At 70.5% G+C, this 15,262-nt stretch carries 13 protein-coding genes; 7 read left to right on the forward strand and 6 right to left on the reverse strand.

Annotated elements, in window-relative coordinates; genetic code table 11:
• Together AWB92_RS13580 and AWB92_RS13585 are read right to left on the reverse strand one after the other, a co-directional pair.
• Positions 1-1,094: PE family protein (locus tag AWB92_RS13580; protein WP_085186320.1), on the reverse strand; the 1,094-nt coding region annotated here is incomplete at its 3' end.
• A gap of 44 nt (positions 1,095-1,138) precedes the next feature.
• Positions 1,139-1,603 carry a tRNA (cytidine(34)-2'-O)-methyltransferase gene (locus AWB92_RS13585; protein ID WP_085186322.1) on the reverse strand — a complete coding sequence of 155 codons (465 nt, stop codon included), beginning with the start codon at positions 1,601-1,603 and terminating at the stop codon, positions 1,139-1,141.
• Between the two features lie 261 nt (positions 1,604-1,864).
• On the opposite strand from AWB92_RS13585, the gene AWB92_RS13590 reads away from it, so the two are divergent.
• The 5 genes from AWB92_RS13590 to AWB92_RS13610 are packed head-to-tail and all read left to right on the forward strand — an operon-like array spanning position 1,865 to position 6,557.
• Positions 1,865-4,645, forward strand: a complete 2,781-nt coding sequence (locus tag AWB92_RS13590; protein ID WP_085186411.1) for an ATP-binding protein — start codon at positions 1,865-1,867, stop codon at positions 4,643-4,645.
• Positions 4,642-5,046: a serine protease inhibitor gene (locus AWB92_RS13595; RefSeq protein WP_085186324.1), complete on the forward strand. Its 405-nt coding sequence runs from the start codon at positions 4,642-4,644 to the stop codon at positions 5,044-5,046. The genes AWB92_RS13590 and AWB92_RS13595 overlap by 4 nt, the downstream gene beginning before the upstream one ends.
• Before the next feature lie 6 nt (positions 5,047-5,052).
• Entirely contained in the window at positions 5,053-5,427 is a 375-nt protein-coding gene (locus tag AWB92_RS13600; protein ID WP_068187500.1) for a DUF742 domain-containing protein, read from the forward strand.
• The gene (locus AWB92_RS13605; RefSeq protein WP_085186326.1) at positions 5,408-5,992 is read left to right on the forward strand and encodes an ATP/GTP-binding protein; all 585 of its coding nucleotides are present in this window, start codon (positions 5,408-5,410) and stop codon (positions 5,990-5,992) included. The genes AWB92_RS13600 and AWB92_RS13605 overlap by 20 nt, the downstream gene beginning before the upstream one ends.
• 1 nt (position 5,993) lies before the next feature.
• Positions 5,994-6,557, forward strand: coding sequence for a pentapeptide repeat-containing protein (locus AWB92_RS13610; RefSeq protein ID WP_085186328.1), 564 nt, complete (start codon positions 5,994-5,996; stop codon positions 6,555-6,557).
• Here AWB92_RS13610 and AWB92_RS13615 read toward each other — a convergent pair.
• The 3 genes from AWB92_RS13615 to AWB92_RS13625 all read right to left on the reverse strand — a co-directional run bounded on the left by AWB92_RS13615 (position 6,554) and on the right by AWB92_RS13625 (position 13,111).
• A complete protein-coding gene (locus AWB92_RS13615) occupies positions 6,554-9,004 on the reverse strand; it encodes an ATP-binding cassette domain-containing protein (RefSeq protein WP_085186330.1) in 2,451 nt (816 codons plus the stop codon). The two genes, AWB92_RS13610 and AWB92_RS13615, sit on opposite strands and share 4 nt — an antisense overlap.
• Positions 9,004-11,694: an FHA domain-containing protein gene (locus AWB92_RS13620; RefSeq protein ID WP_085186332.1), complete on the reverse strand. Its 2,691-nt coding sequence runs from the start codon at positions 11,692-11,694 to the stop codon at positions 9,004-9,006. The genes AWB92_RS13615 and AWB92_RS13620 overlap by 1 nt, the downstream gene beginning before the upstream one ends.
• Before the next feature lie 199 nt (positions 11,695-11,893).
• Complete coding sequence (locus AWB92_RS13625; protein WP_085186335.1) at positions 11,894-13,111, reverse strand: NADH:flavin oxidoreductase; 1,218 nt, start codon at positions 13,109-13,111, stop codon at positions 11,894-11,896.
• 206 nt (positions 13,112-13,317) lie between these two features.
• Between AWB92_RS13625 and AWB92_RS13635 the strand changes: the two genes are divergently transcribed.
• Entirely contained in the window at positions 13,318-14,166 is an 849-nt protein-coding gene (locus AWB92_RS13635) for a bifunctional methylenetetrahydrofolate dehydrogenase/methenyltetrahydrofolate cyclohydrolase (RefSeq protein ID WP_085186339.1), read from the forward strand.
• A 12-nt stretch (positions 14,167-14,178) separates the two neighbouring features.
• A complete protein-coding gene (locus AWB92_RS13640) occupies positions 14,179-14,445 on the forward strand; it encodes a DUF3017 domain-containing protein (protein WP_068129850.1) in 267 nt (88 codons plus the stop codon).
• Positions 14,446-14,562: 117 nt separating this feature from the next.
• Here AWB92_RS13640 and AWB92_RS13650 read toward each other — a convergent pair whose 3' ends face one another.
• Entirely contained in the window at positions 14,563-15,054 is a 492-nt protein-coding gene (locus AWB92_RS13650) for a DUF732 domain-containing protein (protein ID WP_085186341.1), read from the reverse strand.
• Positions 15,055-15,262 lie beyond the last annotated feature (208 nt).

The raw sequence follows: 15,262 nt of genomic DNA on the forward strand, positions 1-15,262 counted from the left end.
CCCCCGGCGCCGCCCGCGCCCCCGGCCTGGCCGTTGGTTCCGGTGCCGCCCGCGCCGCCGTTGCCGCCGTTGCCGCCGGTGGCGCTGCCGAAGAAGGACGCGGCCGTACCGCCGCCGCCGCCTTGGCCACCGGTCGCGCCACCCGCACCGCCGGTCCCACCGTCGCCGCCCATGCCTCCCGTGGCAAGCAAGCTGTTCGCGACGTTGTCGGCCGCGGTGCCGCCGGCGCCGCCGGTGCCGCCGTTGACACCCGCGCCCCCCGGCGTCCCGGCACCGCCGGTGGTGCCCGTGACAGTGCCGTTTGGGTTGACGTTGGTGACGCCGGCCGCGCCGTTGAGGGCCGGGTCGGTGATGGGGGCCGGATTGACGGCGTTCGCCCCCGCCAGGCCGGCGCCACCCTGGCCGCCGGCGCCCCCGTTGCCCCACAGGCCGGCGGCGCCGCCCGCGCCTCCGTTGCCCCCGGCGCCGCCGGCGACCGCCGCGTTCCCGCCGGCGCCGCCGTTGCCACCGCTGCCGGAAAGCCAGCCGCCGTGACCGCCGGCGCCACCGGCCGCACCGGCGCCGCCGGCCCCGCCCATGCCGCCGTTGCCGATCAAGCCGGCGGCTCCGCCGTTGCCTCCGGCCAGGCCGGAGTTGGCCGGTTCGGAGAAACCGGCGCCGCCGTTGCCGAACAAGAAGCCGCCGGGCTGGCCGTTGGGGTGGGCCGCGGTGCCGGGCGCGCCGTTGCCGATCAGCGGGCGCCCCAGCAGCGTCCCGGTGGGCGCATTGATCGCGTTCAGGGCGTCTTGCTCCAGGGTCTGCAGCGGGGTGGCGTTGGCCGCTTCGGCATCGGCGAACGCGCTCGCGCTGGCGCCCAGCGTCGCCACGAAATTGTCGTGAAACGCGGCCATCTGCGCGGCGATCTGCTGATAGGCGCGGGCGTGCCCGGAAAACAGCGCCGTCACGGCCGCCGACACCTCGTCGCCACCGGCGGCCAGCAACCCCGCCGTCGGTGCGGTCGCCGCGGCGTTGGCGGCCCGCAGCGCGGATCCGATTTTCGCCGCACCGGAAGCAGCCCCCGCCACCTCCGCCGGAACCACCACCACGTGCGACATCGCTGCCCTCCTCGAGCAAATGGGCCGCGCGATGACTTGGAATTCTAGACCGCGCCGGCGAATCCTTGCTGCCGCCAGGCCTCGTAGATGGCAACGGCCGCCGCATTCGAAAGGTTCAGCGAGCGCCGGCCCGCCAGCATCGGGATGCGCACCTGAAAGGTGATGCGCGGGTCGGCCAGGGTCGCCGCATCCAGCCCGTCGGGTTCCGGCCCGAACATCAACACGTCGTCGGGGTGGTAGTCGACGTCGGCGAACGACGTCGTCGCGTGCGCGGTGAAGGCGACCACCCGCTCCGGCGCCAGCGCCTGCCAGGCGGCGCGCAGCGACGCGTGCACGGTGACCGACGCGAGGTCGTGATAGTCCAGGCCGGCGCGCCGCAGCTTGGGCTCGGACAGGTCGAAGCCGAGCGGTTCGACGAGGTGCAATTCGGCGCCGGTGGCGGCCGCGGTCCGGATGGCGTTGCCGGTGTTGGGAGCGATGCGCGGGGTGACAAACATCAGCCGGAACATCTGCCGATCATGACAGGCCAATTTGTTTGCCAGACTTGCATCCCCGTGCGCGAGCCAACCTTGGAGGGCTCTGCGTACTCAGTAGGAATTGTGGAGACCTCGGCCGCGGGCTGTCATACTCGTCGGATTGCCAGGTGTTTATCGCTGGCGCCGACTGCGTGGGGTAGGCGGAATTAAGCAGGAAAGTCTCATGAGCCTCTCGTTTCACCGAGCGCTGATAATTGGCGCAGCGGCCCGTCGCGCGGCCGCAGACAAGTGACCATGTTCACCCGCCCGGCCCACGCGGCCGAGGCGGACGCGCCGCAATACACCGAAGCCCCCGTCGCCGACGGCCGGCGGGCCAAACGCCCGCCCCGCTGGTCGCCCAGCAACTGGCCCGTCCGCCTCAAGGTCCTGGCGATTGTGCTGGTACCGCTGCTATTGGCGACCGTGTTCGGGGGGTTGCGCATCAAGGACGCGATGGCCAACGCCAGCGGCCTCCGGCTGGCCGCCGCCCGCGCCGACGTGCTGCCGGCGATCACCAAATACATGTCGGCGTTGGACGTCGCGCTGCTGGCGAGCTCCACCGGGCGCGACGTCGAGGGCGCCAAGAAGAACTACGAGGCGCGCAAGTACGAGCTGCAGCAGCGGCTGGCAGACACCGACGTCACCCCCGACGTCCGGTCCGGGGTGAGCACGCTGCTGAACGGCGGCGCGGGGCTGTTGGACAAGGTCGCCGACAACAGCATCGGTTTGCGGGACCGGGTCACGACCTACGCCCCGATCCTGCTGACGGCCGAGGACGTGATCAACGCGTCGGTGCACGTCGGCAACGAGCGGATCCGCGCTCAGGCCCAGGCGCTGAGCCGGGCCGTCGGCGCCCGCGGGCAGATGACGATGCAGCAGATCCTGGTGACCCGCGGGGCCGACCTTCCCGAGCCGCAGCTGCGGACCTCGATGATCACCCTGGCCGGCACCGAGCCGTCGACGCTGTTCGGGATGAGCGAGGTGCTCGGCGCCGGGTCGGCCGAGGCCAAGACGCTGCAGCAGCAGATGGTGACCCGGATGGCGATCATGTCGGATCCGGCCAGCGCGCTGGTCGACAACCCCGACCTGCTGCGCTCGATCGAGACCACCGACGGGATCGCCGAGCAGGTCATCAACGACACCACCGCGTCGGTGACCAAGTCCGTGCACGCGGAGGCCACCGATCGCCGCAACGCCGCGATCCTTGACACCGCGCTGGTGCTGGCCGTCATCGTGATCGCGCTGCTGGTCGTGTTGCTGGTGGCGCGCGCGCTGGTGCGCCCGCTGCGCGTCCTGCGTGACGGCGCGCTCAAGGTCGCCCACACCGACCTGGAGGAGGAGGTCGCCCGGGTCAAAGCCGGTGGCGCCGAACCGATTCCGCAGCCGCTGCCGGTGTACACCACCGAGGAGATCGGTCAGGTCGCCCACGCGGTCGACGAGCTGCACACCCAGGCGCTGCTACTCGCCGGTGACGAGGCGCGCCTGCGCCTGCTGGTCAACGACATGTTCGAGACGATGTCGCGGCGCAACCGTTCCCTGGTCGACCAGCAGCTGATGCTGATCGACCGGCTGGAGCGCAACGAGGAGGACCCCGAACGCCTGGACAACCTGTTCCGGCTGGATCACCTGGCTGCGCGGTTGCGGCGCAACAGCGCCAACCTGCTGGTGCTCGCGGGCGCACAGCTGGCCCGCGACCAGCGCGACCCGGTGCCGCTGTCCACGGTGATCAACGCCGCGGTGTCCGAGGTCGAGGACTACCGCCGCGTCGAGCTGTCCGGCCTGCCCGACTGCGCGCTGGTCGGCGCGGCGGCGGGCGGCGTCATCCACCTGTTCGCCGAGCTGATCGACAACGCCCTGCGCTACTCGCCGCCGACGACGACGGTCCGGATCTCCGCCGGACGCGGCGGTGACGGGGGAGTCATGCTCCGGATCTCCGACTCCGGCCTCGGCATGAACGACGCCGATCGGCGCATCGCCAACATGCGGCTGCGGTCCGGCAGCGACGTCACGCCCGATAACGCCCGGCATATGGGGCTTTTCGTGGTGGGCCGGATCGCGGCCCGGCACGGCATCCGGGTAGGCCTGCGCGGCCCGGCCGGCAACGAGGCGGGCGCCGGCACCACGGCCGAGGTCTACCTGCCGCCCTCGGTGCTGGCCGGTTCGGCGGGGCCGCAGGGACGGCCTGGATCGGTGTCGTCGCCGAGCACCCAGCTCGCCAACGCCATGGCGACGACGGACCCCGCGGGCGCGCCGGCCGCGCCCGAGCCCGCCGGCCAGAACGGCGCCGACGCGTCGGGACCGCCGGTCACGTTGTTGCCGCGCCGCAACCCGGGGTCCAGCGGAATCGCGGACGTTTCAGAGGTGCCCGAGGTTCCCCAGCCGGTCGCGCAGCTGCCGCGGCGGGACCGCCGCGAGCTGGCCACCCCGTGGTGGGAGGGCGGGCAGCCGGAGCCGACGCCGGAACCCGAGCCCGAGCCGGAACAGAGGCCGGCCAAGCCCGCGGCGGTGTCGGACACGTCGGCGTTCTTCGCCGCGCGCGCCCAGGCCGCCGCGACTCCCCGGGAAACCCCGGCTCCCGTCGCCTCGGCCCCGGGCATCCCGAAGGCCCCGGAGGCGCCGGCCGCCCCGGCCGATGACGACGTCATCTACCGTCGGATGCTGTCGGAGATGCTGGGCGACCCGCACGACCTGGTCAACAGCCCCGACCTGGACTGGCAGTCGGTCTGGGACCGGGGCTGGTCGTTGGCCGCCGCGGCCGAGGACAAGCCCGTCGAGGCGAAAACCGAGCACGGGCTGCCGGTCCGCGAGCCCGGGGCCCGGCTGGTGCCCGGCGCCGCGAACGGGACGGACACGGCCGAAGAGGAGCGGCCGGACGGCGACGAGGGGTCCCTGGTGGGATCCAACGGCCTCGCGCGGCACTCCGCCGCGGGGCGCGACCCCGAGGCGGTGCGGGCCTCGTTCAGCAGCCACTTCGGCGGCGTGCGTTCCGGACGGTCGCATGCCCGCGAGACGAGTGAAGGATCTGATCAGGGATGACGTCTGCGGACAACTCGCTGGACTGGCTGGTGACGAAGTTCGCCCGCGAGGTCCCCGGCGTTGCGCACGCGTTGCTGGTGTCGGTCGACGGGCTGCCGGTCGCGGCCAGCGAACACCTGCCGCGCGAGCGGGCCGACCAGCTGGCCGCGGTCGCCTCCGGCCTGGCCAGCCTCGCGACCGGCGCCGCGCAGCTGTTCGAGGGCGGGCAGGTGCTGCAGTCCGTGGTCGAGATGACCAACGGCTACCTGCTGCTGATGCGGGTCGGCGACGGCTCGCATCTGGCCACGCTGGCGGTGGCGTCCTGCGACATCGGCCAGATCGGTTACGAGATGGCCGTACTCGTCGAACGGGTGGGCGGAGTGGTTGAGTCCACCCGCCGATCCGCAGAGCAGTACCAGTGACCCGCGATGGACAGACGCGAGCACTGGCCGGCACCACGTGAGGCGAACCTGGTCCGTCCGTACACGCTGACGTCCGGGCGGACCGGCACCGACGTCGACCTTCCGTTGGAAGCGCCAATACAGACGTTGGACGCCGGCCTGGCTCACCGGTGGCCACCGAACGATGCGAGAGGCAAGATCATCGAACTGTGTGTCAACAGCCCGTCGGTCGCGGAGATTTCGGCTCGGCTGGATTTACCGGTCGGGGTCGCGCGCGTCCTGGTGGGTGATCTGGTGCTGTCCGGCTACCTTCGGGTGCACAGGACGTTGAGCGAGCGTTCGACCCGCGACGAGCGCCACGAACTCATAGGAAGGACCCTGCGTGGCTTACGCGCACTCTGACGCGCGGGGTTCCCGCGCGCACGCCTCGACGAAGATTGTGATCGCAGGCGGTTTCGGGGTCGGCAAGACCACGTTCGTCGGGGCGGTCTCGGAGATCATGCCGCTGCGCACCGAGGCGATGCTGACCGACGCATCGGAAGGCGTCGACATGCTCGAGGCCACCCCGGACAAGAAGACCACCACGGTTGCAATGGATTTCGGCCGCATCACGCTGGACGAGGAGCTGGTGCTCTACCTGTTCGGCACACCGGGTCAGCGTCGGTTCTGGTTCATGTGGGACGACCTGGTGCGCGGCGCGATCGGAGCGGTCGTCCTGGTCGACTGCCGCCGCCTGCAGGACAGCTTCGCCGCGGTCGACTTCTTCGAACACCGCAAGCTGCCGTTCTTGATCGCGGTCAACGAATTCGACGGCGCGCCGCGCTATCCCGTCGAGGCGGTGCGCGAGGCGCTGACGCTGCCCCGGCACATCCCGGTGATCACCGTCGACGCCAGGGACCGCCGCTCGGCGACCGACGCGCTGATAGCCGTCAGCGAATACGCGCTGGAAACCCTGGCCGCGAGCTGAATTGCAGCACTGGACCGATGCGAATGCCGGCCCCTTTGACGGCACGGACTTTCGCGACGAGGACCTCAGCCGGCTGCGCACCGAACGGGTGGTGTTTAGCGACTGCGACTTCGGCGGCGCCAACCTGGCCGAGTCCGACCACCGGGGGTCGGCGTTTCGCAACTGCAAGTTCGAACGAACCCTGTTGTGGCACAGCACCTTTGCGCAGTGCAGCATGCTGGGCTCGGTGTTCGTGGGTTGCCGGATGCGCCCGATCACGTTCGATGAGGTCGACTTCACCCTCGCGGTGCTCGGCGGCAACGACCTGCGCGGTGTCGACCTCTCCGGCTGCCGGCTGCGGGAGGCCAGCCTGGTGGAGACCGACCTGCGCAAGGCCGTGTTGCGCGGCGCCGACCTGTCCGGCGCGCGGACGACGGGCGCCCGGCTGGACGACGCCGACCTGCGCGGCGCCGTCGTGGACCCGTCGGTGTGGCGGACCGCCTCGCTGTCGGGCGCCCGCGTCGACGTTCCGCAGGCGATGGCGTTCGCGCTCGCGCACGGCTTGCGCTTCGACGCCAAGGATTAGCGCGTGAGCCGGATGCGCCAGCGCACGATCGCGGAATAGACCGCCGACAGCGCGACCAGCATCCCCATGTCGAACAGCCACGCGCCGCGGGTGTGCACCCAGTGGGCGTCCTGCGCGAGCAGCGAACCCGGCACCAGCGCCCGCAGGTCGACCGTCGACGCCGACGCCGCGTAACCCCAGCGCGAGGGCATCACCCAGGACAGCTGGTCGAGGAAGATCCGTCCCGTCACGGGCACCATCCCGCCGGCGAGCACCAGCTGCAGCATCAGGGACACCACCAACAGCGGCATGATCTGCTCGTTGGATCGCGCCAGCGACGACAGCACCAGCCCGAGCACCGCCGAGGCCACACACGTCGCGGCCACGGTGACGAACAGCTCGAAGCTGGGGTTGCCCAGCAACACCGCCGGCTGCGTCGGCGCGCCCTTGCCCAGCAGCACGATGCCCGTCACGATCGCCGCCTGCACGATCGCGAACGCACAGAACACCGTGAGCTTGGCGGCCAGGTAGGCCCCCGACGACAGGCCGACCGCCTGCTCGCGCCGGAAGATCGCGCGCTCGCCGATCAGGTCGCGGATGGTCAGCGCCGTGCCCATGAAGACGGCCGCGATCGACATCAGGGTCAGGATCTGCGCGGACTCGTCGGGCGTCCCGCTGGTCGGCTGGGCGACGCCGAACCCGGTGTTCCCTGGGACGGTCAGTGACAGCGCGCCCAGGACGAACGGCAGCAGCGCCAGGAACGTGAAGTAGGCGCGGTCGGACACGACGAGGCGGACCTGGCGCCGCGCGATCGTGGAGAACTGGTGCCGCACGCTGGTGCGGGCCTGGGTGCCCAGATCGGCGGGCGCCGACTCGACCGGGGGCGGGGGTTTGTTCTGCGCCAAAAAGCGCCGGTTCGCCTCGTCGGGGTCGGCGCCCACCTTCGCGAAGATCTGGGCCCAGTTGGTGGTGCCCATGGCGTCACCGATCCGGCCGGGCGCGCCCAGGAAGGCCGTCTTGCCGCCCGGCGCCATCAGCAGCACCTGATCGCAGACGTCGAGGTAGGTCAGCGAGTGGGTGACCACCAGCACCACCCGCCCGGCGTCGGCGAGCTGGCGCAGCATCGTCATCACCTGCAGGTCCAGGGCGGGGTCCAGGCCCGACGTCGGCTCGTCGAGGATCAGCAGCGACGGCCCGGTGAGCAGTTCCAGCGCCACCGACGCGCGCTTGCGCTGGCCGCCGGAGAGCTTGTCCACCCGGGTGTCGGCGTGCCTGGTCAGCCCCAGTTCGTCGAGCACCTGCGCCACCACCTGTTGGCGGTCGGCCTTGCTGGTGTCGGGCGGCAGCCGGAGTTCGGCGGCGTAGCCGAGGGCCTGGTTGACCGTCAGCTGCCGGTGCACGACGTCGTCCTGCGGGACCATCCCGATCCGGGTGCGCAGCGACGCGTACTCGGTGTGGATGTCGTGGCCCTCGAACGTTACCGAGCCGGAGGTCGGGGTGGAGTACCCGGCGATCAGCCGCGACAGCGTGGTCTTGCCGGCGCCCGAACCGCCGATGATGGCGGTCAGGGTGCCGGGCCTGGCGGTCACCGAGACGCGTTCGAGCAGGTTCTTCCCGTTGATCGCGAAGTTGACCTCGCGCACCTCCAGGCCGCCCGACCGCGCCGCCACCTCCTGGCGGCGGACCAGCATGCCGCCGCTGAACACCAAGTCGACGTTGCCGATGGTGACCACGTCGCCCTCGGCGAGCACGGCGGATCCGACCCTGATCCCGTTGACGAAGGTGCCGTTGATGCTGTTCGCGTCGCGGATCTCGGTGCCGACCGGCGTCGCGGTCAGGAAGGCGTGATGGCGCGACGCCAGCACGTCGTGGACGACGATGTCGTTGTCGAGCGAGCGGCCGATCCGCGCGACAGGGGCCCTGACCCGCGTGGTCGGGAACTCGGCGACCTCGCCGCTCACGCCCATCTGGGTGGGCGGGTTTGCGTCGTCGGTGGCCGCGGGCGGCCGGAGGATCGGGATCGCGGTGGTGCGCTGGACGGCGTCGCCGGGCGGGCGAGGCGGCGGCTGGGGCGGCCGCGGGCGTACCGGCAGCGGGCCGCTGGGTGGCGGGATCGTCTGGAGCGTCTCCGTCGGCGGCAGTACCCCGACGGTGCCCTGGTGGTGCCCAACCTCGAACGTGATCCGCGGTCCGTCGGGCTTGCCGATGTTGATGGCCTGGCCGTCGTGGATGTCCACCGTCGGCACCCGCCGGCCGTTGAGAAAGACCCCGTTCATCGAGTTGTTGTCGACCGCGACCCACCGGCTGCCCTCGAAGCGCAGCAGCAGGTGCGCCCGGGCGATCAGGGGGTGCGCCACGCGCAGATCGGCGCGCAGGTCACTGCCGACGACCACGTCGCGACCCGGCGCGAAATTACCTTCGGATCGCTGGGACCGCACCGTCAGCACTGGCTGCCCGGGCCGGCCCATCAGCGCTTGCGCCGGTTCCTCGACAGACTGCGGCGGGCCGACGAGTGCCCCTTCAGCCGGAGCTTCCACCACACGATGGCGCTGTAGACGACGCACAACATGACGAGCATCGCGATGTCGAACAGCCACGCGCTCGGCTTGTGATCGAAGTGCTGGTCCTTCGGGTCGGTCGGGCCGACGACGAGCCGGTGCGTATCTATCGTCGACGCCGCCGACGCGTAACCCCACCTTGCGGGCGTGGCCCACGACAACTGGTCGAGCACGGGGCGGTTGGTCACCCAGATCAACCCGCCGCAGAACACCAGCTGCGACATGATCGCGATGACCAGGAACGGCATGATTTGGTCCTGGGACTTGGCGATCGCCGACAGCGCCATGCCCAACAGCGCCGAGGCCACGCACGTCAGCGCGACGTCGAAGAACAGCTCGAAGCTGACGTTGCCCAACATCACGGCTTTGGCGATCGGCTGGCCCCAGCCGATCACCGAGATCGCGGTCGTGATGCCCGCCTGCCCGATGGCGAACGCGCTGAACACCACGATCTTGGCGGCCAGGTACGACGCGGTCGATAGGCCGACCGCCTGCTCACGCCTGAATATGGGACGCTCGCCGACCAGGTCGCGAATGGTCAGCGCGGTGCCCATGAACACCGCGCCCACGGTCAGCATGACCAGAATCTGGTCGGGCTGGTTGGGCGAGTTGCTCAGGGGGTCCCCCATGCCGTACCCGGTCTTGCCGCGAACGGTCAGGGTGAGGATGCCGATGAGGAACGGCAGCAGCGCCAGGAACACCGTGTAGCCCCGGTCGGAGATGACCAGCCGCACCTGGCGGCGCGCCACCGTCGAGAACTGGCGCAGGACGTCGGTGTGCACCGGTTCGCCCAGGTCGCCCGGGCTGGCATCGGAGGGAGCCTGCAACTCCGGCGGCCGGTTTTCGGCGAGGAAGCGGCGGTTGGCCTCGTCGGGGTCGGCGCCCACGTTCGCGAAGATGTCGGCCCAGTTGGTGGTGCCCATCGCCGCGCCGATCTGGCTGGTCGGCCCCAGGAACGCGGTCTTTCCGCCCGGCGCCAGCAGCAGTATCTGATCGCAGACGTCCAGGTAGGCCACCGAGTGGGTGACCACCAGCACCACGCGGCCGGCGTCGGCGAGCTGGCGCAGCATCATCATCACCTGCCGGTCCAACGCCGGGTCCAGGCCCGACGTCGGCTCGTCGAGGATCAGCAGCGACGGCCCGGTGAGCAGCTCCAGCGCCACCGACGCGCGCTTGCGCTGGCCGCCGGAGAGCTTGTCGACGCGGGTGTCCGCGTGCTTGGTCAGCTCGAGTTCCTCGAGGACCTGCGCGACGACCTGCTCGCGGTCGGCCTTGCTGGTGTCGGGGGGCAGCCGCAGTTCGGCCGCGTAACCCAGCGCTTGGTTGACCGTCAGCTGGCGGTGCACGACATCGTCCTGGGGAACCATCCCGATCCGGCTGCGCATGGACGCGTATTCGGCGTGGATGTTGTGGCCCTCGAACGTCACGGTGCCGGTGCTCGGGGTGGTGTACCCGGCGATCAGGCGCGACAGCGTCGTCTTTCCGGCGCCCGACCCGCCGATGATGGCGGTCAGCGTCCCGGGGCGCGCGGTCAGCGAGATGTGGTCGAGCAGTTGCTTTCCGTGATCGACGGTGAACGTGACGGCGTTCACCTCCAGCCCGCCGGTGCGCGTCGCCGCCTCGGTACGGCGGACCAGGGTGTCGCCGGTGAAGACGAGGTCGACGTTTCCGATCGTGACCACGTCGCCCTCGGTCAGGATCGCGGACCCGACCCGGACACCGTTGACGAAGGTGCCGTTGACGCTGTGCGCGTCGCGGATCTCGGTGCCCAGCGGCGTCTGGGTCAAAAACGCATGATGGCGCGACGCCAGGACGTCCTGGATCACGATGTCGTTGTCGGTGGAACGACCGATCGTGATCGCGTCAGACGACTTCGGCATCGCCCCGGAGCGGGACGGCAGCAACGCCTGGAACATCTTGGTCGCCAGGTTCGCCACCTCGGGCGGCTTGGTCAGGTTGGCAGACATCTGGGTTTCCGGCGCCGCCGGCGCGGACCCCACGGCGGACATCTGCGGGTGCGGCTGGAAATTGGGGGGTGGCGGCGCGCTGGTCGGATACGGCGGGCGCCCGCCGGCGGCCGGGTACATGGGCTGGCCGGGCGGCGGGGGCGCGGCGACCTGCGGGCGTCGCGCCGCCTGCGCGGCCCAGTTCGGTTGCCGACCCGGGGGTCCGGGCGGGGGGCCGGGCGGAGCGGCGACGGGAGGGCCCGGTTGACCGGACCACGCCGCCCCCGGCTGGGCCACCGGGATGCCCATCGACTCGGTGCGAGGCGGGCGACCCGCCAGCCCTTGGTGGCGGCCCACCTCGAAGGTCAGCTGCGGCCCGTCGGGATTTCCGATGTTGATGCTCTGGCCGTCGTGGATGTCGACCACCGGCACCCGGCGGCCGTTGACGAAAGTGCCGTTGAGCGAACCGTTGTCGATCGCCAGCCACCTGCCCTGGTCGAACCGCAGCAACAGATGCGCCCGCGAGATCAGCGGGTGCGTGATGCGCATGTCGGCCCGGAGGTCCCGTCCCACGACGACGTCGTGACCGGCGGCGAATGTGCGCTCCGACCCGTCATGACGAACGGTTAACGCAGGCGGGGGTGGTGCACTCATTGCCACAACTGTAGCGGGTGCACCTGTTTTCACCCTGTGGGCTGAATGACCGCGTCCGGCGCTCCGGTGACCTTCAGCCCCGGCATTGATTGTGAAGCGTGGCCCTCGGTTGTGAAGCCTGGGCTTTCATTGTGAAGCCTGGGTGGAAACCGCCGGAAATCCCCGCCCCATGAGCACACTCAAGGCCGTGAGCTCACACTCAAGACCCTGAGCTCGCCAAAGCGTCCGGCGCGCCGGTGACCACGCATCGGGTGCGCGTGTAGATCGTCGGCATGCACCGATTGCAGTGCGTGCACGCCGAATCCACGCTGTGCGCGGCGCCGTCGGCGGCGATCCGGTTGATCAGGTCCGGCTCGGCCAGCAGGGCCCGGCCCATCGCGACGAAATCGAATCCCTCCGCCATCGCGAGGTCCATCGTTTCCCGGTTGGTGATGCCGCCGAGCAGGATCAGCGGCATCGTGAGCTCGGCGCGGAACAGCTTGGCGTCGCGCAATAGATAGGCCTCGTGATAGGGGTACTCGCGCAGGAACTTCTTGCCCGTCATCCGCATGCCCCAGCGCAGCGGCGGCTTGAAGGCGCCGGCGAATTCCTTGACCGGCGCGTCGCCGTGGAACAGGTACATCGGGTTGACCAGCGAACTGCCCGCGGTGAGCTCGATCGCGTCCAGGCCGCCGTCGTCCTGCAGCCACTTGGCGGTGATCAGCGATTCCTTCGTGCTGATGCCGCCGCGCACCCCGTCGGACATGTTGAGCTTGGCGGTGACCGCGATCGGCGTGCCCTCCTTCTCCACCGCGCGCCGCACGGCCATGACTATGCCGCGGGCGACCTTGGCCCGGTTCTCCAGCGATCCGCCGAATTCGTCGTTGCGCCGGTTGATCAGCGGGGACAGGAACGCGCTCGCCAGATAGTTGTGGCCCAAATGGATTTCGACCGCATCGAAGCCGGCTTCGATCGCGAGCCGGACCGCGTTGACGTGGCCTTGGATGACGTCCTCGATGTCGTCGCGGGTGGCCTTCTTGGCGAAGCGCATCCCGATCGGGTTGAAGAACCGCACCGGCGCCAGCGCGGTCGCCTTGTTGGACTTGGCGTTGGCGACCGGACCGGCGTGGCCGATCTGCGCGCTCACCGCGGCGCCCTCGGCGTGGATCGCGTCGGTCAGCCGCCGGAACCCGGGCACCGCCTCCGGGCGCATCCAGATGCCGTTGCCCTCGGTGCGGCCGCCGGGGGACACCGCGCAGTAGGCGACGGTCGTCATCCCGACGCCGCCGGCCGCCGGCAACCGGTGGTATTCGATCAGGTCGTCGCTCACCAGGGCGTTGGGCGTGCGCGCCTCGAAGGTGGCGGATTTGATGGTGCGATTGCGCAGCGTGATGGGCCCCAGCTTGCCCGGGCTGAACACGTCTGGAGGGGTAGACATGCGAGGAGCTTAATGGCGATCGCAAGCGCGGCGTAATGGCGATCGCAAGCGCGGCGTAATGGCGATCGCAAGCGCGGCGTAGCCGGGCGAAGCGGGTCGCCATCATCGGCGGTAGCCGGGCGAAGCGGGTCGCCATCATCGGCGGTAGCCGGGCGAAGCGGGTCGCCATCATCGGGCACAGCGTTGCGCATGCCAGACTGTCAGGCGTGGGCGCAATCACGCTGGACGGCAAGGCCACCCGGGACGAAATTTTCGTCGACCTCACCCAGCGGGTGGCCGCACTGACGGCAGCGGGGCGCACCCCCGGCCTGGGCACCATCCTGGTCGGCGACGACCCCGGGTCGCAGGCCTACGTGCGCGGCAAGCACGCGGACTGCGCCAAGGTCGGCATCACGTCGATCCGCCGCGACCTGCCCGCCGACATCAGCACCGCCCAGCTCAACGAAACCATCGACGAGCTGAACGCCAACCCCGAGTGCACCGGCTACATCGTGCAGTTGCCGCTGCCGAAACAGTTGGACGAGAACGCGGCGCTGCAGCGCGTCGACCCCCGCAAGGACGCCGACGGGCTGCACCCGACCAACCTGGGCCGGCTGGTGCTGATGGATCCGGCGCCGCTGCCGTGCACCCCGCGCGGCATCGTGCACCTGCTGCGGCGCTACGACGTCGAGATCGCCGGGGCGCACGTGGTCGTCATCGGCCGCGGCGTGACGGTCGGGCGCCCCCTGGGCCTGCTGCTGACGCGCCGCTCGGAGAACGCCACGGTGACGTTGTGCCACACCAAGACTCGCGACCTGCCGGCGCTGACCAGGCAGGCGGACATCATCGTGGCCGCCGTCGGCGTGCCGCACATGCTGACCGCCGACATGGTGCGTCCCGGCGCCGCCGTCGTCGACGTGGGCGTCGGTCGGGTGGACGGCAAGCTCGCCGGCGACGTGCACCCCGACGTGTGGGAGGTGGCCGGTCATGTGTCGCCGAATCCCGGTGGCGTCGGGCCGCTAACCCGCGCGTTCCTGTTGACCAACGTCGTCGAGTTGGCCGAGGGACGGCAGTAACGCGTGCGCGCGATGCTACGGGCCCAGTGGCCGATCCTGTTGGTCGAGCTGATCTTCGCCGCGGCATTCGTCTTGGCGGCGGCCAACTTCTGGCGCCGCGGTGCCCTGCTGATCGGCATCGGGGTCGGCGTGGCGGCGGTGCTGCGGTTGGTGTTGTCCGACGAGCGGGCCGGCCTTCTGGTGGTGCGCAGCCGGGGGATCGACTTCTTGACCACCGCGACGGTGGCCGCGGCGATGGTCTATATCGCGTCGACGATCGACCCGCTGGGAACGCGGTAGTGGCGATCGCAAGCGCGGCGTAGCCGGGCGCAGCGGGTCGCCACCGTCGGGCTAGTGGCGATCGCAAGCGCGGCGTAGCCGGGCGCAGCTGGTCGCCACCATCGGTCTAGCCGGGGGCTAACCGCCTGGCATTCCGGGGATCTGATGGATGCCGGGGATGCCACCGGGGATGCCACCGGGGATGCCACCGGCCAGCCCGGGCAGGCCCCCGGGAATGCCGGCGGCCGGGTTGCCGCTGGCGATGTTGGCCATCTCCTGCGGGCAGTACGACTGAATGGCGATGGTGGTGAACAGCTTTGCCATCTGAGGTGACAGGCCCCGGTGGCTGACGGTGGCCGCGACGGCGGCGAAGTTCCCGCCCGGCTGGGCGAGCATCGGGCAGATCGACTCGCCGACCGACATCGCGTTGCCGGGTTCGCCGAAATCGATGCCAGCGTGGTTCAGCGCGTCGATGAAGGCGTCGTCGGCGGCCGGGTCCGCCTCGGCCGGCGCCGCTAAGGCGGCGGCGACGGTGAGCAGGGCCGCAGTCGCGGCCAGCAGGCGGATGGTCAGCGGCTGGTGACGAAACACCCAGATCCACCGCTGGGTCTCCGCTGTAAGTGCCTTCATGCCAACCTCCCCGTCTATTGCCGGGTGCTCTGAGGGCACTCCAGTCACTTGTGGAACTCTGGTCTAGTTGTGTCACATTTACAACACGGTGCGATAAAGGTTTGCACAATAAGCGTTTCGTGAGGGGATCGCGGGCGCGACGTCGCTTATTGGGCCGCGCAGTGCCGCGGAGGGCGGCGGCGGATCGAGGCCACACTGTGACCTGACA

It is taken from the genome of Mycobacterium sp. IEC1808 (assembly GCF_002101935.1).
Lineage (GTDB): Bacteria > Actinomycetota > Actinomycetes > Mycobacteriales > Mycobacteriaceae > Mycobacterium.

Bases quoted from the DNA above. Each gene is read 5' to 3' on its own strand.
- AWB92_RS13585 (WP_085186322.1), bottom strand. From the start codon at position 1,603: ATGTTCCGGCTGATGTTTGTCACCCCGCGCATCGCTCCCAACACCGGC.
- AWB92_RS13590 (WP_085186411.1), top strand. From the start codon at position 1,865: ATGTTCACCCGCCCGGCCCACGCGGCCGAGGCGGACGCGCCGCAATAC.
- AWB92_RS13595 (WP_085186324.1), top strand. From the start codon at position 4,642: ATGACGTCTGCGGACAACTCGCTGGACTGGCTGGTGACGAAGTTCGCC.
- AWB92_RS13600 (WP_068187500.1), top strand. From the start codon at position 5,053: ATGGACAGACGCGAGCACTGGCCGGCACCACGTGAGGCGAACCTGGTC.
- AWB92_RS13615 (WP_085186330.1), bottom strand. From the start codon at position 9,004: ATGGGCCGGCCCGGGCAGCCAGTGCTGACGGTGCGGTCCCAGCGATCC.
- AWB92_RS13620 (WP_085186332.1), bottom strand. From the start codon at position 11,694: ATGAGTGCACCACCCCCGCCTGCGTTAACCGTTCGTCATGACGGGTCG.
- AWB92_RS13625 (WP_085186335.1), bottom strand. From the start codon at position 13,111: ATGTCTACCCCTCCAGACGTGTTCAGCCCGGGCAAGCTGGGGCCCATC.
- AWB92_RS13640 (WP_068129850.1), top strand. From the start codon at position 14,179: ATGCTACGGGCCCAGTGGCCGATCCTGTTGGTCGAGCTGATCTTCGCC.
- AWB92_RS13650 (WP_085186341.1), bottom strand. From the start codon at position 15,054: ATGAAGGCACTTACAGCGGAGACCCAGCGGTGGATCTGGGTGTTTCGT.